The organism is Coprococcus sp. AM100_B19A (assembly GCF_027662015.1).
GTDB classification, from domain to species: domain Bacteria; phylum Bacillota; class Clostridia; order Lachnospirales; family Lachnospiraceae; genus Allocoprococcus; species Allocoprococcus comes.
The window spans coordinates 170821-193145 of the sequence record NZ_JAQDKN010000007.1 but is presented as its reverse complement, the minus strand read 5'-3'; the positions used below and the strand labels follow the sequence as shown (position 1 = coordinate 193145).

28 protein-coding genes are annotated in these 22325 nt (G+C 44.6%); 4 read left to right on the top strand and 24 right to left on the bottom strand.

What is annotated here, in order from left to right; genetic code table 11:
* Positions 1 to 27 precede the first annotated feature (27 nt).
* The 8 genes from PGQ33_RS09540 to PGQ33_RS09505 form a co-directional block, all read right to left on the bottom strand.
* A complete protein-coding gene (locus PGQ33_RS09540; RefSeq protein WP_002595176.1) occupies positions 28 to 225 on the bottom strand; it encodes a hypothetical protein in 198 nt (65 codons plus the stop codon).
* A 242-nt stretch (positions 226 to 467) separates the two neighbouring features.
* On the bottom strand, positions 468 to 1805 hold the full coding sequence (locus PGQ33_RS09535; protein ID WP_270205640.1) for a virulence-associated E family protein: 1338 nt from the start codon (positions 1803 to 1805) through the stop codon (positions 468 to 470).
* Positions 1774 to 2418 carry a CHC2 zinc finger domain-containing protein gene (locus tag PGQ33_RS09530; RefSeq protein ID WP_270205638.1) on the bottom strand — a complete coding sequence of 215 codons (645 nt, stop codon included), beginning with the start codon at positions 2416 to 2418 and terminating at the stop codon, positions 1774 to 1776. The genes PGQ33_RS09535 and PGQ33_RS09530 overlap by 32 nt, the downstream gene beginning before the upstream one ends.
* A 66-nt stretch (positions 2419 to 2484) precedes the next feature.
* The gene (gene mobQ / locus PGQ33_RS09525) at positions 2485 to 4059 is read right to left on the bottom strand and encodes a MobQ family relaxase (RefSeq protein ID WP_008394607.1); all 1575 of its coding nucleotides are present in this window, start codon (positions 4057 to 4059) and stop codon (positions 2485 to 2487) included.
* 186 nt (positions 4060 to 4245) lie between these two features.
* Entirely contained in the window at positions 4246 to 4584 is a 339-nt protein-coding gene (locus PGQ33_RS09520) for a helix-turn-helix domain-containing protein (RefSeq protein ID WP_003509323.1), read from the bottom strand.
* Between the two features lie 525 nt (positions 4585 to 5109).
* Positions 5110 to 5406, bottom strand: coding sequence for a DUF3847 domain-containing protein (locus PGQ33_RS09515; RefSeq protein WP_005927679.1), 297 nt, complete (start codon positions 5404 to 5406; stop codon positions 5110 to 5112).
* On the bottom strand, positions 5399 to 5740 hold the full coding sequence (locus PGQ33_RS09510) for a DeoR family transcriptional regulator (protein ID WP_005927681.1): 342 nt from the start codon (positions 5738 to 5740) through the stop codon (positions 5399 to 5401). The genes PGQ33_RS09515 and PGQ33_RS09510 overlap by 8 nt, the downstream gene beginning before the upstream one ends.
* Positions 5737 to 5925, bottom strand: coding sequence for a hypothetical protein (locus tag PGQ33_RS09505; protein ID WP_005927683.1), 189 nt, complete (start codon positions 5923 to 5925; stop codon positions 5737 to 5739). The genes PGQ33_RS09510 and PGQ33_RS09505 overlap by 4 nt, the downstream gene beginning before the upstream one ends.
* Positions 5926 to 6408: 483 nt before the next feature.
* Here PGQ33_RS09505 and PGQ33_RS09500 point away from each other — a divergent pair, with 483 nt between their 5' ends.
* Positions 6409 to 7215 (top strand): helix-turn-helix domain-containing protein, encoded by an 807-nt coding sequence (locus PGQ33_RS09500; RefSeq protein WP_005924756.1) that lies wholly within the window; start codon positions 6409 to 6411, stop codon positions 7213 to 7215.
* A gap of 61 nt (positions 7216 to 7276) precedes the next feature.
* On the opposite strand, the gene PGQ33_RS09495 is transcribed toward PGQ33_RS09500, so the two are convergent.
* The 3 genes from PGQ33_RS09495 to PGQ33_RS09485 are packed head-to-tail and all read right to left on the bottom strand — an operon-like array spanning position 7277 to position 8878.
* On the bottom strand, positions 7277 to 8239 hold the full coding sequence (locus PGQ33_RS09495; RefSeq protein ID WP_005927687.1) for a DUF3658 domain-containing protein: 963 nt from the start codon (positions 8237 to 8239) through the stop codon (positions 7277 to 7279).
* Between the two features lie 29 nt (positions 8240 to 8268).
* Positions 8269 to 8646, bottom strand: a complete 378-nt coding sequence (locus tag PGQ33_RS09490) for a TnpV protein (RefSeq protein ID WP_005927690.1) — start codon at positions 8644 to 8646, stop codon at positions 8269 to 8271.
* Positions 8606 to 8878, bottom strand: a complete 273-nt coding sequence (locus PGQ33_RS09485; RefSeq protein ID WP_002593556.1) for a helix-turn-helix domain-containing protein — start codon at positions 8876 to 8878, stop codon at positions 8606 to 8608. Before PGQ33_RS09485 ends, PGQ33_RS09490 begins: the two co-directional genes overlap by 41 nt.
* 167 nt (positions 8879 to 9045) lie before the next feature.
* Between PGQ33_RS09485 and PGQ33_RS09480 the strand changes: the two genes are divergently transcribed.
* Positions 9046 to 10086, top strand: a complete 1041-nt coding sequence (locus PGQ33_RS09480) for a transposase (protein WP_270205637.1) — start codon at positions 9046 to 9048, stop codon at positions 10084 to 10086.
* A gap of 314 nt (positions 10087 to 10400) precedes the next feature.
* Here PGQ33_RS09480 and PGQ33_RS09475 read toward each other — a convergent pair whose 3' ends face one another.
* From PGQ33_RS09475 to PGQ33_RS09430, 10 genes are all read right to left on the bottom strand, one after another.
* Positions 10401 to 11075, bottom strand: a complete 675-nt coding sequence (locus tag PGQ33_RS09475; protein ID WP_022220126.1) for a uracil-DNA glycosylase — start codon at positions 11073 to 11075, stop codon at positions 10401 to 10403.
* Positions 11076 to 11091: 16 nt separating this feature from the next.
* Positions 11092 to 11856, bottom strand: coding sequence for an imidazole glycerol phosphate synthase subunit HisF (gene hisF / locus PGQ33_RS09470; RefSeq protein WP_117823503.1), 765 nt, complete (start codon positions 11854 to 11856; stop codon positions 11092 to 11094).
* 11 nt (positions 11857 to 11867) lie between these two features.
* Positions 11868 to 12473 carry an imidazole glycerol phosphate synthase subunit HisH gene (gene hisH / locus PGQ33_RS09465; protein WP_270205636.1) on the bottom strand — a complete coding sequence of 202 codons (606 nt, stop codon included), beginning with the start codon at positions 12471 to 12473 and terminating at the stop codon, positions 11868 to 11870.
* A 143-nt stretch (positions 12474 to 12616) separates the two neighbouring features.
* On the bottom strand, positions 12617 to 14077 hold the full coding sequence (locus PGQ33_RS09460) for a sensor histidine kinase (protein ID WP_270205635.1): 1461 nt from the start codon (positions 14075 to 14077) through the stop codon (positions 12617 to 12619).
* The gene (locus PGQ33_RS09455; protein WP_022220129.1) at positions 14074 to 14754 is read right to left on the bottom strand and encodes a response regulator transcription factor; all 681 of its coding nucleotides are present in this window, start codon (positions 14752 to 14754) and stop codon (positions 14074 to 14076) included. Before PGQ33_RS09455 ends, PGQ33_RS09460 begins: the two co-directional genes overlap by 4 nt.
* 112 nt (positions 14755 to 14866) lie before the next feature.
* A complete protein-coding gene (locus PGQ33_RS09450; RefSeq protein ID WP_055249194.1) occupies positions 14867 to 15430 on the bottom strand; it encodes a manganese efflux pump MntP in 564 nt (187 codons plus the stop codon).
* Between the two features lie 441 nt (positions 15431 to 15871).
* Complete coding sequence (locus PGQ33_RS09445) at positions 15872 to 17554, bottom strand: phospho-sugar mutase (protein WP_270205634.1); 1683 nt, start codon at positions 17552 to 17554, stop codon at positions 15872 to 15874.
* A 28-nt stretch (positions 17555 to 17582) separates the two neighbouring features.
* Positions 17583 to 17975, bottom strand: a complete 393-nt coding sequence (locus PGQ33_RS09440) for an NADAR family protein (protein ID WP_173825395.1) — start codon at positions 17973 to 17975, stop codon at positions 17583 to 17585.
* A 38-nt stretch (positions 17976 to 18013) separates the two neighbouring features.
* Positions 18014 to 18580: a chromate transporter gene (locus PGQ33_RS09435; protein WP_022220131.1), complete on the bottom strand. Its 567-nt coding sequence runs from the start codon at positions 18578 to 18580 to the stop codon at positions 18014 to 18016.
* Positions 18577 to 19143, bottom strand: a complete 567-nt coding sequence (locus PGQ33_RS09430) for a chromate transporter (RefSeq protein ID WP_055249188.1) — start codon at positions 19141 to 19143, stop codon at positions 18577 to 18579. Before PGQ33_RS09430 ends, PGQ33_RS09435 begins: the two co-directional genes overlap by 4 nt.
* 181 nt (positions 19144 to 19324) lie before the next feature.
* Here PGQ33_RS09430 and PGQ33_RS09425 point away from each other — a divergent pair, with 181 nt between their 5' ends.
* A complete protein-coding gene (locus tag PGQ33_RS09425; protein ID WP_270205633.1) occupies positions 19325 to 19966 on the top strand; it encodes a GDSL-type esterase/lipase family protein in 642 nt (213 codons plus the stop codon).
* Positions 19967 to 20007: 41 nt separating this feature from the next.
* Here the strand turns inward: PGQ33_RS09425 and PGQ33_RS09420 are convergent, their stop codons facing one another.
* Both PGQ33_RS09420 and PGQ33_RS09415 read right to left on the bottom strand, forming a co-directional pair.
* A complete protein-coding gene (locus tag PGQ33_RS09420) occupies positions 20008 to 20343 on the bottom strand; it encodes a hypothetical protein (protein ID WP_055261784.1) in 336 nt (111 codons plus the stop codon).
* A gap of 13 nt (positions 20344 to 20356) precedes the next feature.
* Positions 20357 to 20764: a helix-turn-helix domain-containing protein gene (locus PGQ33_RS09415; protein ID WP_195502519.1), complete on the bottom strand. Its 408-nt coding sequence runs from the start codon at positions 20762 to 20764 to the stop codon at positions 20357 to 20359.
* Positions 20765 to 20977: 213 nt separating this feature from the next.
* Here PGQ33_RS09415 and PGQ33_RS09410 point away from each other — a divergent pair, with 213 nt between their 5' ends.
* Positions 20978 to 21682: a 3'-5' exonuclease gene (locus tag PGQ33_RS09410; protein ID WP_270205632.1), complete on the top strand. Its 705-nt coding sequence runs from the start codon at positions 20978 to 20980 to the stop codon at positions 21680 to 21682.
* A 182-nt stretch (positions 21683 to 21864) separates the two neighbouring features.
* Here the strand turns inward: PGQ33_RS09410 and PGQ33_RS09405 are convergent, their stop codons facing one another.
* A complete protein-coding gene (locus PGQ33_RS09405) occupies positions 21865 to 22206 on the bottom strand; it encodes a VOC family protein (RefSeq protein WP_117557694.1) in 342 nt (113 codons plus the stop codon).
* Between the last annotated feature and the right edge of the window lie 119 nt (positions 22207 to 22325).

The following is a 22325-nucleotide window of genomic DNA, read 5'->3' as shown; positions in this document are numbered from 1 at the left end:
GTATTCCATTTCGTTCATCATAGCCATTTACCCACACAATCCAGACGGTATCTGGCTCTGTTGAACCTCATCTTCATTATACTTCAAATCTTTCTTTTTAGCAAGATATTCTTTTGTATTTGTTTTGCCGTATTTCTGGGAAATCAGGCTGACGAACACATCGGTGGCGTCCAGTTCCCCGTCAAATACGGTTGTCACTTCAATCTTGGTCTTATTTTTCGCCATAGGCAGTTATCCTCCATACATGAAAATAGCCAGACAGAGAACGGTCGGCAACGAAGTCCGGCAACGGGCTTCAAAAGACCTTGCAAACAATCTCAATCTGGCGTTGATTACTATTTATACTTTTCTTTTATTTTTCTGTTGTTTTGGTTGTCAGAGAGGGAAAAAGCCCGGAAATAAGGGATTTTCCCCGGCAACCGGCTCGGCAACGGGATAGCAACGAAGTCGGCAACGGGCTGTCATTTTCAGAATGGAAGCTCCATCTGCTCTGTGACCTCCACAAAACCGTCCATAGATTTTTCGGGCGGGTTGTCGGTGTCCGTTGCCGGGATTTCACGCTCCCAGCCCTTTTGTCTGCCGTATTCCGCAAACATCCTCGGATTGGAAAAGTAGTTCCACCCGGTAATGCACTGGTTCATTATCTCGTTGATTTCCCGGATTTCCCATTGCTTCGGCTCATCAAAGGTGTGGTTTAAGGCTTCCTTGTAGAGCTGCTTGGAGCAGACCGTTTCCCCGGTGTACTTATCAAGGTAAGCCTGTATCATCCCGGCTTTGGTGTCCTCCGGCATAAAATCCCGCTGGTGTTCTTTGAGATACCGCTGTATGGCTGGGCTGAATGATAGCTTGAACATGCCGCTTCGGTAAATCTCCATTGCTTCCGCCCACATCTGGCTGATATAGGCTCTGGAAGCGGCTTCGTCCTCCAAAATGTGAACCTCGGCTTGCTCCGGGTACACCATGACCGGGATAAATCGGCGGTTGCCGGAACGGTCAAGGGGGAGAAAGTCAAGGGCGTTGGAAGTGCCGCCGAACACGCATTGACGGGGGCGGTCTGCCGGGTGAGTTTCATAGGGAATTTTGTAAACCTCTTTCTGGCGGCTTAGAAAGGACTTGATTTCCTCAATGCTCTTGGCATTGGCGGTTGCCATCATTTCCGACATTTCAATTATCCAGTGACCTTGCAGCTTGCGGTACACGTTATCATCGTCCAGCTTCCGCAAATCATCGGAAAACCACTCGTCCCGGACTGCCAGCAGCCGGAAGAAGGTGGATTTGCCAGCCCCCTGACCGCCTACCAGACACAGCATGATTTCAAACTTGCTTCCGGGCTTAAATGCCCTTGTAATCGCCCCCAGCATGAACAGCTTCAAGGCTTCATAGGTGTAATCGTCCACATCAGCTCCCAGAAAGTGCCGCAGACAGAAGCGGATGCGCTCAGTCCCGTCCCATGCAAGGCTGTTCAGAAAATCCCGGATGGGGTGGTACTTATTCTCATTCGCCACAATCCCGATGGCGGTTTCAATCTTTTTCTCACTGGTAAGCCCGTAGGTTTCCTCCAGATAGAGAAGCAGATACTTCATGTCCGTATCGGTCAGGGCTGTGCTTTCTCTGTGAAAACCGATGGGCTTTATGATGTCCTTGCGGTCGGTCAGGATGTTGTAGGCGATTGCCCCGGCAAGCACAGGGTCACGCTGGAATACGGTCAGGCAGTTCCGTATGCTCTGGCGGACGCCGCCTTTCTCGGTGGTTTCCAGAGTTGCCTTTACTTCCTCAACGCTCTGGGGCGTCTGCATGGCGTTCATGGTGTTTTTTAGTTCTTGCTGCGTCTGCGGCTGCAAGCTCTGCCATTCGCTGTTCAAGCTGTATCACATCCTTTCCGTAGTCCATAATCAAAACCGCTTTTTCCTCTGTCTCCCCGAACAGCAGCACATCCAGCAGATATTCCACATGGGCTTGCTTCTGCAAGGCTTCCACGAACCGGGGATGAAACGCTTCCTCCGGGGAGTGCGGGGCATAGTCGGTTTTCCATACCCGTAAGAGGTGTAGATAATCGGCAAGGACACGGAAGCAATGTGCCTTTGCTTCCCGGAACTGTTCTTCCGGGGATTTCTGCCGGGGCTTGGGCTTCCTTGCCCTGCCCGGTGGCTTCCAGTCCTCATAGGCAAGCCCGAAGTCACTCGCCAACTGTGCGGCGGCTTCCTTTTTCCCCAGCCCGTACAGGGCAGCTACAAAATCAATCACATCCCCATCTGCACCACATCCGAAGCAGTGGAAACGCTTGTCCAGCTTCATGCTGGGGGTCTTATCGTTGTGGAACGGGCAGCAAGCCATCCCGTTTCTGTTTACCCGGATTCCGTAATGCTCCGCAGCCTGTCTTGTCGTAACGGACTGCTTCACAGCTTCAAATACATTCAAATCAATTCCTCCTTGTAAAAAAGAAAAGGCACTTATCATTCTCAATCTGAAAATGGCAAGTGCCTGTTAAAGTTCCATATCCTGTTGTTTGTGTTTCGTCTGCGCCGGGGCGTTTTTCTGTGCTTTCTTCTCGTCAGCCTTATCCTGCAAGACTTCTTTGAGGGGCTGCTTCTTGGGCGGCTCTTTGCTTTCCTCTGTGCCGGGTGTGGCTTTCCGTACCCAGTAGCGGATGTCCCGCAGCTTCTTCAAATCTTCCTGCACCTCGGTCAACGGTACTTTCAAGTCTGCGATTTCGCCCACAAGCTTCGCCTGTTCCTGCAAAAGCTCCTTTTTCGTGCTGTCCTTATCATCCGGGTGCTTGGCAAGGTAGGCACTGGCTTTCTCAAACCGGGCAACCTCCGGGTGTTCCAGCTTGAATTTTTCCTTAGTTTTCTTGAAAAATATCTTCTGGTATTTCTCATAAACGGGCTTACATTCCTTACAGTCCGTCCGGGCGGCAAGGATAGCGTCAATCACGTTGCTGCGGGTTTCCTTTGGCTTCATCTGCTTTCGGTAGTCGGCGGCAGATTTCCCGGACGTTTCTATAAAGTTTTCCAAATCCTCCACGGTGGAAAGTCCCTTTCTCTGAAGATAGGACAGGGCTTCGCTGACTGCCTTTAAGTCTTTGGAAGTTCCACGGTTTTGTCCCGCCCGTGTCCAGTCGCTCCGTTCTGCCTTTCGTACCTCCATGTACTTCATCAACAGATTGGGAAGAAATACCGCTTCCTCCGCAGCTTTTTCCGCAAGCAGTTCTTTTCGTTTTTCACTAAGCTCGATAATCCAGCCTTTGAGATTTTTAATAAGCTGCCGGATAGACTTCATCAGGCTGTTGGCGGCTTTGATTTCCCGGTTCAGATTTCCGATGTTGGTCTGAATCCCTCGCTTTTCCATCTGCCGGACAGCAGCACCCTCATGGACGGTAGGGATAATATCAAGCCCCTGTCTTTCATAAGAACGGAGATCCACCCGCTCCGGGCGGTTGTTGGCTTCCAGATAGCGGTTCTGGATGATCTCCCATTCATGCCGCCAGATTTCACAATACTTGCGGTCGTTCCAGTCAACCGTATCTTCCTTGTGACTTTTCCATCTGCCGGACGGAAGTTTTATCCGTTCCCCGTTCTCGTCAAGGTCATAAACCTTGCGGCTCTTGGGAAGCCATTTCCCATGTTCATCCATTGCCCGCATAGTCAGCATGACATGAGCGTGAGGGTTTCCGTCCCCTTTGTCATGGATGGCAAAATCCACGCACATTCCTTTGGAAACAAACTGCTGATTGCAGAAATCCCGGACAAGGGCGGCGTACTGGTCGGGCGGTATCTCTCTGGGGATGGTAAGCACCCACCGCCTTGCAAGCTGGGAATTCCATTGCTTCTCCACCGCTTCGGCGGCGTTCCATAAAGTATTGCGGTCTGCATACGACCGTGGGGCATTTGCCGGAAGCAAGATTTCATTGTGGACGATACCACGCTTTTCCGGGTAGTGCTTCACTTCCTGATCGTATCCGCAGAACAGCTTTTCGCCGCTCTGGTAGGCAGCGGCGGCAACCGCAGACTGCTGTTGGCTTCGCTGCACAATCGAGATTTCGTTGTGTGGACAGGGCATTTCGTGTCCCTCCTTTCGGTAATTGGTGGATGGGGTGGCGTTTTACCACCTCATTTGGGGCAGAAAAAAAGCAGGAGACCTTTTCAGATTTCCTGCTCGGTGGTGCCGCCGGTGGGCGGCTGGTATTCAGTTTTGAAAGTTCGGGTCAGGGTGGCCCGATGATGAAATAAAATATCTGCATGAAGATTATTCAACTTCTTTTAGTAATTCTTCAACAGAAATACCGTAAAGTTTTGCAAGTGCAAAAAGATTTGATGTGGAAGGGTCGGATGTTCCATTTTCCCATTTTGAAACAGCCTGCCTGCTAACACCAATCGTTTCAGCAACAAATTCCTGCGTCATTTTGCACTGTGTTCTGTGTACTTTGAGTGCTTCACCCAACGATTTCCTCACTACGGATTTTTCCTGCCGTACATCTTTTGAATGGATATATTTGAGTAATGCACGAACAATAAGGGTAAGCAAACCAACAAAGATACATAAGAAAATTATTCCAACGATTATCATAAATACGGTTACTTTCATTTGACCACCTCCTAATGTTGCTGTTGGCTTCATTTCTCTGTACGGATATATTTAAGCAATGCACGAATAACAAGGATAAGCAAGCCGACAAAGATACATGAGAAAACTATTCCGACTACAATCATAATGATGTTTACTAACATTTGGATGACCTCCTTTCTTTGTTGGCTTTATTCTATCTGAATTACCGTGTTGCTACCACCAACTATCAAGCAATTATCAGTTGCATATCGGTTGCACAATGATAGCGTTCTGTTTTTTGACCTTATTATACTAAATTACCGTAGATAAGGATAGCTCGACTGATAAAACTTGCTGGACGGGAACAGCTTGCAGCGCAAGGTGTTTCCGGGCGGCAAGTCCACAAAAGGGTAGCTGGCGACAGCCAGCGCAGGGGAAGCGTAGCGTCCCCTGTATGATTTGGAGCAGACCATGACTGCGGAAAATCACAGCCCTCCGGCGAGGAGCCTTCGGAGAACGCAATGCACCAACCTTTGGGTGGTGTATAATTGCGCCCTTAGTAAACTAAGGGGGTTCCGGCATCTCCCGTTCCAGCAGTTTTTTCAATAGTTCCTGCGTGTCCTGTCTGTGAAAAATGAGTTTCAACAACAGCATGACATCATCATCTGTCAGGCGTTCCGGCTCTTGCAGAAAACTTTCCAGCATACCGCCACGGGTACAGAGCCGGTGCGTCCGTTCCTTTCGGGTAAGCTGTTTCAACTGGTGCTGCAATGCCTTTTCATCATTGATGGCTTTCCGCAGTTTCTTTTCGCTTTTTTCCAACTCCCGATTGAGTTTTTCCAGCTTTGAGGTATCAGGCAAGGGCAGCGTCCTCCTTTCCCGGTATCAGCACATAAATCCGGTTTGGTTCTCCAATGCCCTGACGCACCCGCATGATAAGTCCGGCAGTTTCCAGTTCATTCAGAGAACGCTTGACCGTCATGGAGCTGCGGGACAGGACTGCGGCAATGGCTGTGACAGGGAAGCAGACAAAGAGGATTCCGTTCTCGTCCTCCTGCCCTTTGGAGAGCATAGCGTCCAGCATCCGGCAGTACATGACCTTTGCGGTGCTGCTGACTGGAAATCCTGTCAACGCTCTGGGAAAAGGCATACAGGGCGGCAATGGTGTGTCTATCGTCATAAATTCAAAATTCATTCTGTGTGTTCCTCCTTTTTCTTTGCTCGTTTGGATAAATAACAGGGGCAGTCAATCACAACCGCCCGGAAGCTCTGCTTGCACCCATGCTGGCATTTCCGGCATAATTCGTTGTAAGTGACACGCCCCCGGTCATTGAGGTAAAAGGAAAGCTCATACTTCCTCTTTTTGCTCATTCTCGGCATATTGCGCTTCCTCCCGTTTTAGTGTATGGTTTCGGGGCGATTTTCGGTAAAATTACAGCCATAGAGCCGCTTAAAATCTCCCGAAGTATCAGCGATAGGGTAGACTGTCCCCCTATCAGATTGTTGTGTTTCGGTATCATTTCGGTGTCAGTTCGCCAGTTCTCCCCGGTGTCGTTCCTCCCCTGAATCTCACAGCGGCGTATCGCTCCCTTTGGTACGCTCGTTTTGGTCAGGGTTCCTCCATATCCCTGCCAAAATTCATGGCGCTACATCGCCGGGGAAGCATATCCCACACAGGCTGGTCATTCGATTGGCATAATCCATCGATGAACTACCTGTATCATAGAACATTTTTGTGCCCTGTGCCGTATGTCCACAAAGTAGGAATTAAGGGTAAAAATCAGAAATTTCCACGATTACGGAAAGTGTGATATAATCCAGATAAGCGGCAGCAATGAAACCGTTGGAAAGGAGCGTGTGCCCATGAAAGGAGCAACAAGCATACAGGAACGCCTTTGGGAACTCCGCAAGGACAAAGGCTTAAATCTGGAAGAACTATCAAAACTAACGGGTATTTCTAAATCAGCCCTTGGCAGTTATGAAAAAGAAGATTTTAAGGAAATCAATCATGGCAACCTTATCACGCTGGCAGACTTCTATGGGGTTTCCGTCGATTATCTGCTGTGCCGGACAGAGAACAGGGAGCAGATCAACACGCCACTGACGGAGCTGCATTTGAACGATGAAATGGTTGCACTTCTGAAAAGCGGTCGGATCAACAACCGTCTGCTCTGCGAACTTGCCACCCATAAGGACTTTATCAAGTTTCTTGCGGACATTGAGATTTATGTGGATGGGATTGCCACCATGCAGATTCAAAACCTCAACACCCTTGTCGATACTGTCCGACATGAAATCATAGAACGGTATCGCCCTGGCGAAGATGACCCACATTTGAAAGTGCTGCAAGCCGCCCATATCAGTGATGATGAATATTTCAGCCACATGGTTCTGGATGACCTAAACCTGATTATCCGGGATATTCGGGAAACCCATAAAAAGGATAGTGAGAGTGCGCCCCAGACCACTGTTGCCAATGAACTGAAAGAAAATCTGGAAGCGGTCGAAAATTTCAAGGGCAGCCGTTTGGAAAAACTGGCAGTGCTTTACTGCAAGCAGCTCGGTATCAACTATAAAAATCTGTCAGATGAAGAATTTCGCTGGCTTATTCGGATTCTCCAAAAATCAAAGAAAACGGGAACGCCTATCAACCAGAGGAAAAAACGGTAAAGGAAAACCGCTGTTGCATGGTTTGTTGGATTCCATGTAGCAGCGGTTTGTGCTGTGGTTATTACTTCATTCGTTTTCTTAATATTCGGCGATAATTTGTTTCTCCCTTTGGTGCGTCCTGTATAATTTCCAACACACCATCTTCAAGCATTTTATCAATGCGATTGGAAATCCATACATCACTAATTCCAAGTTGATATTTTCCTAAAACATTACCTATGACAATAGCCATTTTGAATTGCTCTGGCTGTTCCGCAATTTCACGAAGAATGAAACTATCATATATATCTTCTGAAACGCTTTGCAATTTACCATTTAACATTGCACGCAAAGGTGCATTTTCATTTTGAAGTTGATTCCATTTCATAGCACAAGCTGAAAGAAATACAGGATTAGCTTTCTCTTGTAGAGTTATATAGTTTCCCCATTCGCCAGGAGAGACCTCGCCCCATGCTATTTTGGATGTCATAGTATTTTCTTTTCCATATTCCCATGTAGGTAACTTAACCAAATAAATTGTTGTCTGGCAGTTTAAGGGTTGAAGTTGTTTCATAAGCCAATACATACCACAAAGCTCATCTGGATTATAGCTATACCAAATGCGAATTTCTTCCCCAGCTACATATCGTTCAATCACTGAGGTCAATGTAGTTTTAATTTTCTGTATTTTTTCTTCAACCTGATAATCTAAATCCTCTACAAAGCAGACAGACAGCATTTTCTTGAAAACATTTTTCCGCTGTTCGCCAATTCCATTATCAGAAATATCTCCCACACTAAGAGCCATATCAAAACAATAAACATCACAGCTCTTGCCTCCCAATGGAATAGCATTCTCCCAAGCAATGCGTTCTTGTTCCTGTGCTTGAAGCTGTGCTTTTTTCATTTCATCTGAAGATGGAACACTCCCGTCTTCATGCCTCATAAATATTGAAACAGCACTTCCTCTATACTTTCCCTTGCCGTAAGTTTGGGCAATTTTCAAACTTCCACAGGCACTTTCACCAAATACAATTTCAATCATCTTATATACCTCCGATTTAATTGCTCCCGTTATGAATAAATCATCTCATGCAAAACAATTTCTTCTGCCCGGTTATGAATGTTATTGCAACGCTGCACCCATTCCATTTGGTGGGTACGCTTCAATTCCTCGGTTACGCCCTCGGCAGTTTTCATCTGCTCCATGATGGTGTCTAACCGTTCCTGTGCCTGTTCGTTCAGGTCTGCAAGATATGTCCACAATTCCCCGGTCAGTATCAATGTATTCAATCTGGCTGGGTGGACTTCCCTTAAATATTCCCGGTGCATCCGTCCGTACTTTCCGATAGGGCGGTGTTCCTCCGGCAGTTTCAAGTCCGGGATGTAATAATCTCCGACAAGGATATAATCAATTCCGTTTTCCGTTATTCTTGGTTTCAATTCGCTCATGTTCCTTACCTCCTGTGGAAGCAGGCTCGTCTGGTACTAACTCAATCACATCGGTAATCTCACAATTCAGCGTTTCGCAGATACGGGCTAATGTATCCATGCTGATGTGCTTTCCCTCTTTGCTCATGTTGGCAATCATATTTGTTGTCATACCAGCGGCAAGCCTTAAATCCTCTTTTCTCATATCACGCTCTAACAGTGTGTGCCAGAGTGGCTTATAGCTGATGTGCATATTGTTTTCCTGCCTTTCTATCTATACCACCGGGGCGGCTGCCCCGGCAGGAACTTTTCTCTTATTATAGCACCAATCTTGTGAAATCACAATTTATTCTTGTAGCCTGCCGCTGATACCGTCTGGATTGTGCTTTTCCTTTCGTTTTTTGTTCCAACTAATTAGCCATGAACTGCTTGATTTCTGGGGACTGGATTCTTCCATACCAACCGCTTCTGCTCTCAGCCAGCAGCGCGCAAAGCTTAAACCTGATGCGCTGGAAGCTGTATTCCGGCACTTTAATTCCGCTTCCATGGAATTGCCGCCCGCTTCCTTTATGGATTCGCATTACCGTTTCCTGGCTGCCGATGGCTCTACCTGCACTTTTTTCAGCACTCCGGCTTTCTCATCACCAGACTACTACTGTTGACCGGCACGATGTTTTGGATGGAATAAAAAATATCTATATCGGTGACCGCGGCTATTGCTCTTATAACAACATGGCACATGTTGTGGAACAGGGACAGTATTTCCTGTTCCGTACCAAGGATATCCATTCCAAAGGACTGGTCGGCAATTTTAATTTTCCAGATGCGGAATCCTTCGATATTGATGTCAGCGTCATACTGGTCCGGAGCCATTCGAAAAAAGTTTTGGCAGACATCCACACAGAAGGTTACATACGCTTTGTTGATCAGGCAGCTGCTTTCGATTACATTGAATATGGAAGTTATGATACATATGAGCTGTCCTTCCGTATTCTACTCTTCCCTATCAGCACTTCTACATACGAGTGCATCGTGACCAATCTGCCACGTGATGAATTCCCTGTGGAACGTATCAAAACCTTGTACAATGCCAGATGGTCTATTGAATCCTCATTTAGGAAACTGAAATATACCATTGGGTTGAGTAATTTCCATGCGTATAAACCCGAATACGTGAAACAGGAAATATGGGCAAGGCTACTTGCGTATAACATAACCGAAACAATGATAAACTACACACTACTGGAAAAACATAGGACAAAACATGAATACAAAGTCAATTTCACTATGGCTGCCCATATCTGCAGAGCCTTTCTCCGTCTGACCACGGAGAAAGACCAATATGATGTGATGTCCCTGCTGAAAAAGGAATTGATCCCTATCAGGAATGAACGCCAATACCCAAGACTCCAAACGACTCATTTCCGAAGACCGCGATATTTTATATATCGGGCAGCATAGACACCTATATCATTATAATCCGTTTTGAGGCAGATTTGCAATCTGTCTTCTTGTCATGCTTTCCTTCATGAGTAAATCGTAAACATATCTGTAAAACGGTTCCACTAAGGCTCATCTGTAATTTGTTCTGTAAGAATTCACTTCCTGATTAAACGTTAACTAAATGACATTGTACTGTGAACAGTAACAAAAAGAATGTGCATCTCCGACACGTAGTGCCTTTTGTTTCATAGGAAGTTCCTATGAAATAAAAAAGGAAAAACAGACTGCAAATAAATCTTCACAGTCTGCCCGAAATCTCTATTTTTTATTCTTTACAATTCATCAATCTGCCAGTCGATTGGCTCTACACCATGCGCCTCAAGGAATTTATTTGTCTGGCTGAACGGTTTGCTTCCGAAAAATCCACGATACGCAGAAAGCGGACTCGGATGCGGTGCTTCCAGGATCAAATGGTTCGGATTGGTCAGCATTCTCTTTTTCATCTGTGCCGGTCTTCCCCACAGGATAAATACGATCGGCCTGTCTTGGGTATTGAGTACACGGATTGCTGCATCTGTAAATTCTTCCCAGCCAATTCCACGATGTGAATTAGCCTGATGTGCTCTTACCGTAAGAACCGTGTTGAGAAGAAGTACTCCCTGCTCCGCCCATTTCACCAGATTGCCGTGGCTTGGGATCGTACATCCCAGATCATCATGCAGTTCCTGATAAATATTCACCAGTGACGGTGGAATATCAACCCCTGGTTTCACAGAAAAGCTTAACCCCTCTGCCTGTCCATCTCCATGATATGGATCCTGACCAAGGATCACAACCTTGACATCCTTAAGCGGTGTCAGATGAAATGCATTAAAAATGTCATCTGCCGGAGGATATACCCGGTGTGTCCGGTATTCCTGATTCACTGTTTCAAACAGTTTCTTATAGTATGGCTTGGAAAATTCACCTTTCAGTGCATCCAGCCAGTCATTGTTAATTGCTGCCATATTCCCCACCTTTTCTCTACAGACGTACCGATACGCCTTTTTCTCTCAAATATTCTTTTACTTCTCTGATCTCCAGCTCTTTATAGTGGAACAGGGATGCCGCAAGTGCCGCGTCTGCCTTCCCCTCTTCACCGAGTGCTTCGTAGAAATGCTCCAGATTACCTGCTCCTCCAGATGCGATTACTGGAATTGATACATTTTCCGCGATCGTCCTTGTCAGCTCCAGATCGTATCCGGCCTTCGTGCCGTCACAGTCCATACTGGTCAAAAGAATCTCTCCTGCGCCAAGTGCTTCTACTTTCTTCGCCCACTCGACCGCATCAATCCCCATATCAATGCGTCCGCCATTTTTATAAATATTCCAACCGCTGCCGTCTGCCCTTCTTTTCGCATCAATCGCGACAACCACGCACTGGCTTCCAAACTTCTCAGCTGCTTCCCGGATCAGTTCCGGTCGATTGATCGCAGAAGAATTGATGGAAATCTTGTCTGCACCTTCCCGGAGCAATGCCTTAAAATCGTCAACGGTCCGGATTCCACCACCTACCGTAAATGGAATAAACACACACTCAGCAACTTTACGCACCATGTCAACCACCGTGCTTCTGTCGTCCGAAGATGCCGTGATATCCAGAAATACCAGTTCATCCGCACCTGCCTTATCATAAGCCTTCGCAATCTCAACCGGATCTCCTGCATCTTTGAGATCCACAAAATTCACACCTTTTACAACCCGTCCGTTCTTCACATCAAGACATGGGATAATTCTCTTTGTAAACACTGTCTGCCCTCCTACAATTCTACAAAATTTTTCAGTATCTGAAGTCCTGTATCACTGCTCTTTTCCGGATGGAACTGGCAGGCAAATACATTTCCCTGTTCAACCGAAGCATGAATATGTGTGCTGTACTCGGTTGTCGCTTTTACAATACTTTCATCTGTTGCTTTCAAATAGTAGGAATGAACAAAATATACATACGGCTCTTCAGGTAAATCTTTAAACAATCTGCCGTCATTCTGAAGCTTCAGAGAGTTCCATCCCATATGCGGGATCTTAAGTCCCGGACAGTCCGGAATTCTAAGGATCTCTCCTTTTAGAATACCAAGCCCCTCCACACCTGGCGTCTCGTCACTTCTTTCAAACAAAAGCTGAAGCCCAAGACAGATTCCAAGAAGCGGGATTTGTCTCTTTGCTACTTCACGAAGCACTTCATCCAATCCATATTTTTTCAGATTGTACATGGCATCGCCAAATGCACCGACTCCCGGAAGGATCACTTTATCGGCAGAAAGTATCTCTTTTCTGTCTCTTGTGATAACCGCATCCTCACCAAGATATTTTAACGCTTTTTCTACACTTTTAATGTTTCCTGCATCATAATCAATAATCGCTATCATCCGCATATCCTCACGATTTTTATATTCTTGTAGTTATTCAAAAGAGCTTTTTCCGCTCATGTCACAATCTTCTTCCCTGTGTCAATCAGGAATAAGTTCTTTTATAATGTACCACGTTACAGTGTGAATTGCAAGATTCGCGTTTATTTCATGTCCAGTTCAAACCAGAACTCAACACCATTGGTATGATTGATCGCACCGTATCCTTTTCCAAAGGAGTCCATGATCGCCTTCACAATGGAAAGCCCGATACCATTTCCCCCGTATTCTCTGGTCCTTGCCTTATCAACCTTATAGAATTTCTCCCAGATATGTGGCAGATCTTCCTCCGGAATCGGCGTTCCGGTATTGAATACGGTAATTTTTGCCATATCATTTTCCTTGGTGATCTTAATCTCGATCACCTTCTCACCATCGACATGGTTCAGTGCATTGTTGACATAGTTCCGGACAACCTGCTCAACCTTAAACTCATCTGCCCAGACATAAACAGGGTTCTTGTGGCGGAAAATCACTTGTGCTTCTTTCTGCTCGATCAGAATATCCAGACTCTGCAGGACACCCGAAATCAATGAAGTAATATCAAACCGTTCAAACTGTACATCATCCTCACCAAATTCCAGCTGGTTCAGGGCAAGTAGATTCTTCACCATCCGGTTCATCTTTCCTGCCTCGTCCATAATGACTTCACAGTAGAACTCCCGGCTCTCCGGATCATCATTGACTCCTTCTTTCAGACCTTCTGCATATCCCTGGATCAGGGCAATCGGCGTCTTCAGTTCATGGGAAACATTCCCCAGGAATTCGCTTCGCATATTTTCTCGTTTTTCTTTCTGTTCAATGTCTTTCTGCAATTTATAGTTGGCTTCTTTCAGATTGGAAATCGTCTGCTCAAGTCTTTCTGACATCCGGTTAAAGTTCTCTCCCAGTACACCGATTTCGTTGCTTCCGCCGCTGGTATATTTTGCATCAAAATCCAGATCGGCCATCTTCTGTGAAAGTGTTGCGAGCTCCATGATCGGCTCCGTGATCCTTTTTGAGAAATACCACGCAAGCAATACACTCACAAGAATCACACATCCGCCGACGACTCCGATAAATCTGTTAAAAATCATGACTGCCGAACGAATACTCTCCAGCGGGCTTCGCATGATAAAGATATCACCATTGTCAAAGTTTCCCCACATGGTCAGGTACTCTGTATTATTTTGCGGATCAACCGACTTGCAGATATCATAACTGTCCGTTTTTTCCAAAACCTCCTGATGATTCTTATCGTACAGATATCCGAAAAGCTGTACGACCATCATCTGTTTTTCTCTTACATTAGTATAAACCACATTGTATTCTGAATCGATGACTGCAATGGAAATATTATTTTTCTCTGTAAATCTTCCCAGGTCTTTTTCCGGTGTCTCAGAATCGATTGTCCCGTTCTCCACACCTTCCTGCACCATTGTATAGGCCTTTATAAATTCTGATTTCTTATTGGAAATATAATACTTCTCCAGAAAGCTTCCGTTGACGATCATAAATACAACGATCATAAACAGAATCAGACCTACAAAAACAGTCATCATCTGTCTTTTTATTGAATATTTCATGACTGTACCTCGAATTTATACCCCATACCCCAGATAGTCTTAATATAATCTCCTTTATCACCAAGTTTACTTCTCAGCTTCTTTACATGGGTATCAATGGTTCTGGCATCCCCGAAATAATCGTAATTCCATACATTGTTAAGAATCTTCTCTCTCGATAAAGCGATCCCCTGATTCTCCACAAAATATGTCAGAAGTTCAAACTCTTTGTAACTGAGTTCGATCGGCTTTCCATCGATCTTCACCATATGTGCTGCTTTATCAATCTCGATCCCGTCCGCATGAAGCAGATCATCCGAAGCAAGCGCATTGGTTCTGCGCAGAATCGCAGTAACTCTTGCAACCAGGATCTTCGGGCTGAACGGTTTGGAAATGTACTCATCCACACCGAGTTCAAACCCCTGAAGCTCGTCCCTCTCTTCACTTCTTGCGGTCAGCATAATGATCGGAACCTTTGATTCTTTACGGATCTCACGGCAAGTCTGCCAGCCATCCATATGCGGCATCATGACATCCAGGATGATCAGTGCAATATCTTTTTCCTCATAAAAAATGTCCATTGCTTCCATACCGTCTCCGGCTTCGAGTACCGCATATCCTTCTCTTTCCAGGAAATCGCGCACCAATTTGCGCATACGGCTTTCATCATCTACTACAAGAATTTTCAGTTTATCCATAACTCTCACGGGCTCCTTTTATCACTTTATTTCTAATTATACACCAGAATAGCAGATAATTGTGTTCTTTATGTGAAAGAAGAACAACAGGATCGTAGTTTCGTATTTATTTTTATCCTAAAAAGCCAAGATGCTCTAACAAAATCTTCAGGCCAAGCAGAATAAGGATGACCCCACCGACAATTTCGGCTTTGTTCTTATAGCGGGCTCCAAAGACGTTACCAATCTTTACTCCGGCAAAGGAAATGATGAAGGTCACGATTCCGATAAAACAGACCGCCGGAATAATATTTACCTTAAGAAATGCAAAGGTAATTCCTATAGCGAGTGCATCAATGCTGGTTGCTACTGCGAGAAGGAACATGGTCTTCACATCCAGGCTTGCATCGGCTTCCTCTTCGTCATTGTCCAATGCTTCGTGAATCATATTTCCACCAATCAGCGCAAGTAATACAAATGCGATCCAGTGATCTATAGAAGCAATGGCTTCCTGGAACTGCGCTCCTAAAATATAACCAATTGCCGGCATCAATGCCTGAAATCCGCCAAACCATAAGCCAACAATAGCCGCCTTTTTGAAAGTGCACTTCGGCATAGCAAGTCCTTTACAGACAGAAACTGCAAATGCATCCATGGACAGCCCTACTGCAATCAAAAACAATTCAATTAAACCCATAATTTTTCTCCTTTTTAAAGCTAATCATCTTATCCAATGTGAAAATAATTGTCTGCGGCAATGCTTTGCCTGCACTTGGCTCATCGTATATAATCGAGCAGGCCGACTCCTACTCGATTTGTATACTTTGTACACCATCTCGCTTAACAGCTCGATGATGTACATTCGCCAAATGCAGATACTTGTGCAAGCACAAATCTGCACTTGGCTCATCGTATACACAAAAAAAGACTTATTCGTAGCATAAAATACTACGAATAAGTCTCATTATTTAAAGCTATGCCAGACAGCCATTGCTGTCAGTATGTTGACAAAGCTACGTCATCGCGCCAACTACTCCCTTATCGATAAAAATTATTATATCGGCCAGGTTCTTTTCTGTCAAGCCTGATTCTCTGCAAATTCAGATCAGACTCCTTCTCCAAAATCAGCTTTTGACTGCTACGCCATGATCGGCTTTAATGCTTCTGCGAATTTGTCTTTCTTTGCCTGTGCTTCTTCCAGATCTTTTCCAAGTGTTGTGTAATAGATCTTAATCTTCGGCTCTGTTCCTGAAGGACGAACAATAACAGTCTCGCCATCTTCCAGTTTGTAGATCAGTACATTCGCAGAAGGAAGTCCGGTTTCTTCCGGTTTAGTGTAATCTGTAACAGATGCAACCTTGATTCCGGCTACTTCTGTGAGCGGATTCTTACGAAGGTTTTCCATGATATCTGCCATCTTGTCCATTCCGCTAAGTCCCGGGAATTCAAAGCTGTCTACTTTGTTCAGATAACGTCCGTACTGCGCGTAGATTTCTTCCAGTCTCTGCTTCAGTGAGCTTCCGATGCTTCTGTAGTAAGCTGCCATTTCGCAGATCAGCATAGATCCGATAACAGCATCTTTATCACGTACATACGGTCCTGCAAGGTATCCGTAGCTCTCTTCAAATCCGAAGATGAAACGGTCTACTTCTCCGGCCTCTTCAAGTTGTGCGATCTGGTCACCGATCCACTTGAATCCGGTAAGTACGCTTCTGAGTTCTACACCGTAATGCTCTGCAACTGCATCTGCAAGCGGAGTAGATACGATTGATTTTACAGCAACTGCTTTCTCAGGCATGGTTCCTTTTTCAATACGTCCTGCGCAGATGTAATCGAGAAGCAGAACACCGACTTCGTTACCACTTACCAGTTCGTAAGAACCATCCGGGCACTTCATTGCAATACCTACACGGTCTGCATCCGGGTCTGTTGCAAGCATCAGATCTGCATCTGTCTCTTTTGCAAGGTTAAGTCCAAGCTCCAGAGCTGCAAAAATTTCCGGGTTCGGATAACTGCAGGTCGTGAAGTATCCGTTTGGATATTCCTGTTCCGGAACGATTGTGATATCTGTGATTCCGATGTCTTTTAATACCTGTGTTACCGGAACAAGTCCTGAACCATTGAGCGGACTGTATACCAGCTTCAGTCCTGCTGTCTTGCAAAGTCCCGGTCTTACCTGACGTGATTCGATCGCTTCATAAAGCGCCTTCTTGCAGTCATCTCCTACGAAACGAATCAGCCCTTTTTCTACACCTTCTGCGAAGGATATGTATTTTGCACTTGTGAGGACATCTGTCTTCTGGATTTCAGCATATACGATTGCTGCTGCATCATCTGTCATCTGGCATCCGTCCGGTCCATATGCTTTATAACCATTGTATTTTGCCGGGTTGTGGGATGCAGTTACCATAACACCTGCATTGCAGTTATAATAACGTGTCGCAAATGAAAGTGCCGGCACCGGCATCAGCGCGTCATAGATTCTGACATTGATTCCGTTTGCTGCCAGAACACCTGCTGCTGTCTTTGCAAATACATCACTCTTCAGACGGCTGTCGTAGCTGATTGCCACAGTCTGTGTGCCACCCTGTGTCTTAACCCAGTTCGCCAGTCCCTGTGTTGCCTGACGTACTACATAAATATTCATACGATTCGTTCCTGCTCCGAGAACTCCACGAAGTCCGGCTGTTCCAAACTTCAGAGCTACAGCGAAACGATCTTTTATCTCTTCGTCATTTCCTTCAATTCTCGCTAATTCCGGACTCAGATCGGCATCTTCCAGATCTGCTTCCAGCCAACGTTTGTACTCTTCCTGATACATCTTGACCACTCCCTACTATAATTTGTTCTTATTTTTGTACATTTTGACAAAAATATACTTTAAATATACCATATCTTTGACTAACCCGCAATGATTTGGGTAAGAAAAGTCCGTTAAAACATTCTTCATTTTGAGAAAATTTTGCCTTAAGTCCTTCGTAAACAATAATCTGTCTTACTCCATTCCAAACATTTTCATTGTATCCACAAACTTCCCGTCCTAATTTTTTAATTTTTGCTACATCATCTGTACCCAATATTTTATATGCTGTCTCAACATCCTGAAAACAAAGTGCTTTCCGATACATCATGAATTGTTCCATTGATGAAAATTTAATCCCATTCACTTCAAACTCTGATAAATACCAATTTCCTAAATATCCATTTTCTTCATCTGGATTATGAAAACAAATAATCTCCATCAATCTTCACCCAACCTTTCACTACAATCATACCAAATTTATATCTTTCCTGCCATCGCAACAAGCACTTTCATCACCCCGGCAAGCACCATCACCCAGATTGGATTCATCTTCACCTTCCTGAGCAAGATCACACATACCACAAATATTCCAACCATCAGCCAACTGGTATCAGATATCACCATTTTCCCGGAAACTCCCCAGAATGCTGTCTGCAAAATGGAAATTCCCGCCGATCCGATCAGTGCGACCACCGCCGGTCTGATCCCTCCAAGTATTCCCTGCAGCATGTCCATTTCCCGGTATTTTAAGTACAATTTTGCAATGATCGTCACGATAATGCAAGATGGTGTGATATATCCAAGTGTAGCCACAACCGCTCCCGGCATTCCGGTCAGTTTCATCCCAACAAAGGTTGCTGCATTGATCGCAATCGGTCCCGGAGTCATCTGGGAAATGGTGATCAGATCCGTAAATTCCGTCATGCTGAGCCAGTGATGCACATTTACGACCTGCCCCTGGATCAGTGGAAGTGCCGCATATCCACCTCCAAAGCTGAACAAGCTGATCTGAAAAAAGCTTAAAAATAATTGTATATACATCATACTCTTTTCCTCCGTCTGTTCCAGATTGTCCGGATTACACCAAAAACTCCACTTGCAATCACAATATAAATCACATTGATTCCCAATACACAGGCTGCTATAAAGGCTGCAATCATAACAATCGTTGCCACATTATCTTTCTTTTTTATAATTCCACATCCCATTTCATAAGTGACCGAGGCAATCACAGCTCCGACACCTGCCTGCATCCCTTCCAGCATCTGACTCACCAGATAATTATCCCGAAATGCATGATAAAAAGCAGAGATCAAAGAAATGATCACAAACGGTGGAATAATCGTTCCAATAATTGCAACCAGTGTTCCTGTAAGGCCGGCAAGCTTATACCCAACCACGATTGCCCCATTTACCGCAATCGGTCCCGGTGCTGACTGCGCGATTGCCACCAGATCCAGCATTTCATTTTCTTCAATCCAATGATAATCATCCACAAACTTTTTCTTCATCAGCGTAACGATCACATAACCGCCGCCAAATGTAAATGCACTTAGATATAATGTAGATAGAAAAAGTTTAACCAACACTTCTCTTTTATTCTTCATAATTTTTATCCTCCACCCATTAGTATATCTTTGCTTTATACAGATGTAAATTAAAATCCAGGTAAATTTCAAAACCTTTCCGAAACCTTTCCAATACAATTTTACCTCTTGACTTTTCCAACAATCTCATTTATCATATATAACATATCAATTTAGTAGGTTTATAAAGGAGTGACACAGAATGAACATCTTATGCTTTGGCGACTCAAACACATATGGCTACAAACCGGACGGAACCGGCAGATTTGACACCGACACCCGATGGACCAGTCTGCTTCAGAAGAAGCTGGGTGCTGACCACCGTGTGATCGAAGAAGGTCTTTGTGGAAGAACCACTGTATTTCAGGATGATCTTCGTGAGGGACGCCGTGGACTTGATCTGATCGGTGTCTCGATGGAAATGCATAACCCTATCGATCTCCTTATCGTTATGCTCGGAACCAACGACTGCAAAACAAGATACAATGCGTCCGCAGGAACCATTGCCAAAGGATTGGCTCAAGTCATCCAAAAAGCCCGGAAAAATGCTTCCCAGCCTTTTGATCTCCTCGTCATTTCACCGATTCATCTGGGTGAAGGTGTTGGCGATCCTGGCTTTGATCCGGAATTTGATGAAAAATCCGTAGAAGTTTCAAAAAAGCTTGCTGAAGAATATCGCAAAGTGGCACTTCTGCATCATGCAGCATTTCTGGATGCCTCTGCTTTCGCATCTCCGAGTACAAGCGACCGCGAGCATCTGGATGCAGCCGGTCACGCTGCACTTGCTAATGCAATCTATGAAAAAGTTATCGATATGCAAAAAGAACTGGAAAAAGCGGTATAGATTTTTAACGTCTATACCGCTCTTCGTATTCGTATTCTTCATTAAATATAAATCCGCATGATATTGATCACAAATCCAATCGCCCCAAGTGTCATAAACACAAGCGCAGCTCCTGCTGCCTTTTTTCTTGTTTCAATCTTTTCCTGATCTTCGATGCTCATATTCTGGACCGGATATTTTCTTCTACCGATCAGATAAAGAATCAGTCCACTTGAATTATTTCCATTCATCGCCCAAAATCCCCAGAATTTCGGGTGCTTTAAGCCTCTTGCTTTTGCATCTGATACCGTCATCTGATAAATCTGCCATGCGGTGCAGATTGCTCCTACCAACGCAATTGCTCCGCTTGCTACTGCTGCTATTTGATTCCATCCCATAATAATCCGCCTCCTAAATCCGTTTGATAATCTGATAAAGCAATGCCGATGAACTCATGATTACCACACAAAATACAATTACCAGATAATAGGTTCCTTCCGGCAACAGTATGTTCAGCGCAATCAACAGTATCATCAGTATAATATTTAAAAGAATTGCTCCAGTCAGTTTTTTGTTGCTTTTTACAACATTTGTACTCTCTTCCAGATGTTCTGCCATCTTCTGATCTCCTTTCAACAGTTCATCAAGACTTACGGAATATAGATCACTAAGTGCAATGACACTGATAATATCTGGATACGATTTTTCATTTTCCCAATTGGAAATAGTCTGGCGGGAAACATCGATTTTCTCTGCAGCCTTCTCCTGGGTAAGCCCGGCTTCTATCCGTGCATTTTTTAGTTTCTTCCCTATTTCCATAATTCCTGTTTCTTCCTTTCACGGACATCATTCCATATAGAACACCAAAAGTCTATCAAACATCTTTTACAAATGGCATTTTTGCCTGTCAAAATTCTTTTACACCGGCAAATATACCTGTATCTTACCATCCGGAGAGATTTGTATCAAGAAAACTATGGCACTTTCTCCTCGCATCTGTTAAAATAGGATTTCAGAAACGGAGGTTTTGAAATGCTAAAATCCTATGTCTGTTTTGACCTGGAAACAACCGGGCTTGACCCACTATATAATGAAATTATTGAAATCGGAGCATTGAAAGTCCGTGACGGAAAGGTTGCCGAACGTTTTATGGAATTCATTCATCCACAGGAAGAGATTTCCCCGATGATCACGAATCTCACCGGCATTACGAATGAAATGGTTGCAAATGCCAGACCTGCCGATGCTGTGATCAGTGATTTTCTTGAATTCTGTGAAGATGATGTCCTGATCGGTCACAATGTAGGCTTTGATTACAGCTTCATGAAATCAGGTGCTTCCAATTTAGGACTTACTTTTGAAAAATTTGGAATCGACACATTTAAGATTGCCCAGCGCACCTTAAAATCACTTCCCTCCAAAAGTCTCTCCAGTCTGTGTGAATACTACCAGATTGAAAATAAAGCTGCGCACCGCGCCTACTATGATGCACTTGCCACAGCCAAGCTGTATCAGACACTGGCACACTATTTTGAAAATGAGGATCCTTCTCTTTTCAAGCCACAGCAGCTTACATACAAAATAAAAAAAGTGCAGCCTGCCACAGCAAAACAAGTTGCTCTTTTGCAGAGACTGTGCAGCCAGAAGAAAAAAGTACCGGAATGGAATCCGGATACGATCACGCGCAGTGAAGCATCTCGGCTGATTGATTCTTTGCTGAAATCCAAAGTAATTTAAAAGCATCGTCTGCAGATTCCCGTTATCTCAGAAACTAAAAAGATAGAGTCCGTCTTGAAAAATTTTTCTTCTCATAAACGTACTCTATCTTTTTTCTTATCCCAGATACGCGATTGCCTCTTCTCTTGTTCCGGAAACGCGTCTTGCATCCTCTGGTATCAGAAACTTCCAACTTCCAAATTCTATTTATTTACTTTCCAGTTTTCCAGAAGTTTTAATTCTATTTTCGTTCCATTCGGCAGTGAGAACCAGTGGTCGTTGATTGCTTTTACCGGATAAGCCTTGATCTTTTCCATCGTTTCTTCCACGGAATCCACCGCGATTGAAATGTGGTCGTAGCCATTTTCTCCCTCTGTGTTAATTTCTTCCATTTCGCAGAGCTGGATTCCTTCTTCGTACCAGCATTTTCTTCCCGGTTTTTCACCGATCTCTCTCCACATATGCATTTCAAATACATCTTCAAAAAATTTCTGTGCATTCTCGTAAGATGCCGTTCTGATTGCTGCATGATCTATCTTTGCCATATTCTATATCCTCCTATTTTCGAAGTTTATGTTCTATTTTAGGATAATTCATTTTGTGAGAGCGTGCAAGAAAAACAATGATATGAGGAGATAGATAAAAGTTATTGACAAATACGGTT

What these genes read in the sequence shown, in the direction of transcription:
- PGQ33_RS09435 (WP_022220131.1), bottom strand. Translation starts at nt 18,580, where the DNA reads ATGATGTATATACAATTATTTTTAAGCTTTTTTCAGATCAGCTTGTTC.
- PGQ33_RS09495 (WP_005927687.1), bottom strand. Translation starts at nt 8,239, where the DNA reads ATGATTGAAATTGTATTTGGTGAAAGTGCCTGTGGAAGTTTGAAAATT.
- PGQ33_RS09440 (WP_173825395.1), bottom strand. Translation starts at nt 17,975, where the DNA reads ATGGAGATTATTTGTTTTCATAATCCAGATGAAGAAAATGGATATTTA.
- PGQ33_RS09510 (WP_005927681.1), bottom strand. Translation starts at nt 5,740, where the DNA reads ATGAATTTTGAATTTATGACGATAGACACACCATTGCCGCCCTGTATG.
- PGQ33_RS09500 (WP_005924756.1), top strand. Translation starts at nt 6,409, where the DNA reads ATGAAAGGAGCAACAAGCATACAGGAACGCCTTTGGGAACTCCGCAAG.
- PGQ33_RS09415 (WP_195502519.1), bottom strand. Translation starts at nt 20,764, where the DNA reads ATGGAAATAGGGAAGAAACTAAAAAATGCACGGATAGAAGCCGGGCTT.
- PGQ33_RS09450 (WP_055249194.1), bottom strand. Translation starts at nt 15,430, where the DNA reads ATGGGTTTAATTGAATTGTTTTTGATTGCAGTAGGGCTGTCCATGGAT.
- PGQ33_RS09410 (WP_270205632.1), top strand. Translation starts at nt 20,978, where the DNA reads ATGCTAAAATCCTATGTCTGTTTTGACCTGGAAACAACCGGGCTTGAC.
- PGQ33_RS09535 (WP_270205640.1), bottom strand. Translation starts at nt 1,805, where the DNA reads ATGAACGCCATGCAGACGCCCCAGAGCGTTGAGGAAGTAAAGGCAACT.
- PGQ33_RS09480 (WP_270205637.1), top strand. Translation starts at nt 9,046, where the DNA reads ATGAACTGCTTGATTTCTGGGGACTGGATTCTTCCATACCAACCGCTT.
- PGQ33_RS09425 (WP_270205633.1), top strand. Translation starts at nt 19,325, where the DNA reads ATGAACATCTTATGCTTTGGCGACTCAAACACATATGGCTACAAACCG.
- PGQ33_RS09430 (WP_055249188.1), bottom strand. Translation starts at nt 19,143, where the DNA reads ATGAAGAATAAAAGAGAAGTGTTGGTTAAACTTTTTCTATCTACATTA.
- hisH (WP_270205636.1), bottom strand. Translation starts at nt 12,473, where the DNA reads ATGATAGCGATTATTGATTATGATGCAGGAAACATTAAAAGTGTAGAA.
- PGQ33_RS09455 (WP_022220129.1), bottom strand. Translation starts at nt 14,754, where the DNA reads ATGGATAAACTGAAAATTCTTGTAGTAGATGATGAAAGCCGTATGCGC.
- PGQ33_RS09445 (WP_270205634.1), bottom strand. Translation starts at nt 17,554, where the DNA reads ATGTATCAGGAAGAGTACAAACGTTGGCTGGAAGCAGATCTGGAAGAT.
- PGQ33_RS09485 (WP_002593556.1), bottom strand. Translation starts at nt 8,878, where the DNA reads ATGCACATCAGCTATAAGCCACTCTGGCACACACTGTTAGAGCGTGAT.
- PGQ33_RS09540 (WP_002595176.1), bottom strand. Translation starts at nt 225, where the DNA reads ATGGCGAAAAATAAGACCAAGATTGAAGTGACAACCGTATTTGACGGG.
- PGQ33_RS09460 (WP_270205635.1), bottom strand. Translation starts at nt 14,077, where the DNA reads ATGAAATATTCAATAAAAAGACAGATGATGACTGTTTTTGTAGGTCTG.
- PGQ33_RS09520 (WP_003509323.1), bottom strand. Translation starts at nt 4,584, where the DNA reads ATGAAAGTAACCGTATTTATGATAATCGTTGGAATAATTTTCTTATGT.
- mobQ (WP_008394607.1), bottom strand. Translation starts at nt 4,059, where the DNA reads ATGCCCTGTCCACACAACGAAATCTCGATTGTGCAGCGAAGCCAACAG.
- PGQ33_RS09475 (WP_022220126.1), bottom strand. Translation starts at nt 11,075, where the DNA reads ATGGCAGCAATTAACAATGACTGGCTGGATGCACTGAAAGGTGAATTT.
- PGQ33_RS09405 (WP_117557694.1), bottom strand. Translation starts at nt 22,206, where the DNA reads ATGGCAAAGATAGATCATGCAGCAATCAGAACGGCATCTTACGAGAAT.
- PGQ33_RS09505 (WP_005927683.1), bottom strand. Translation starts at nt 5,925, where the DNA reads ATGCCGAGAATGAGCAAAAAGAGGAAGTATGAGCTTTCCTTTTACCTC.
- PGQ33_RS09420 (WP_055261784.1), bottom strand. Translation starts at nt 20,343, where the DNA reads ATGGGATGGAATCAAATAGCAGCAGTAGCAAGCGGAGCAATTGCGTTG.
- PGQ33_RS09490 (WP_005927690.1), bottom strand. Translation starts at nt 8,646, where the DNA reads ATGAGCGAATTGAAACCAAGAATAACGGAAAACGGAATTGATTATATC.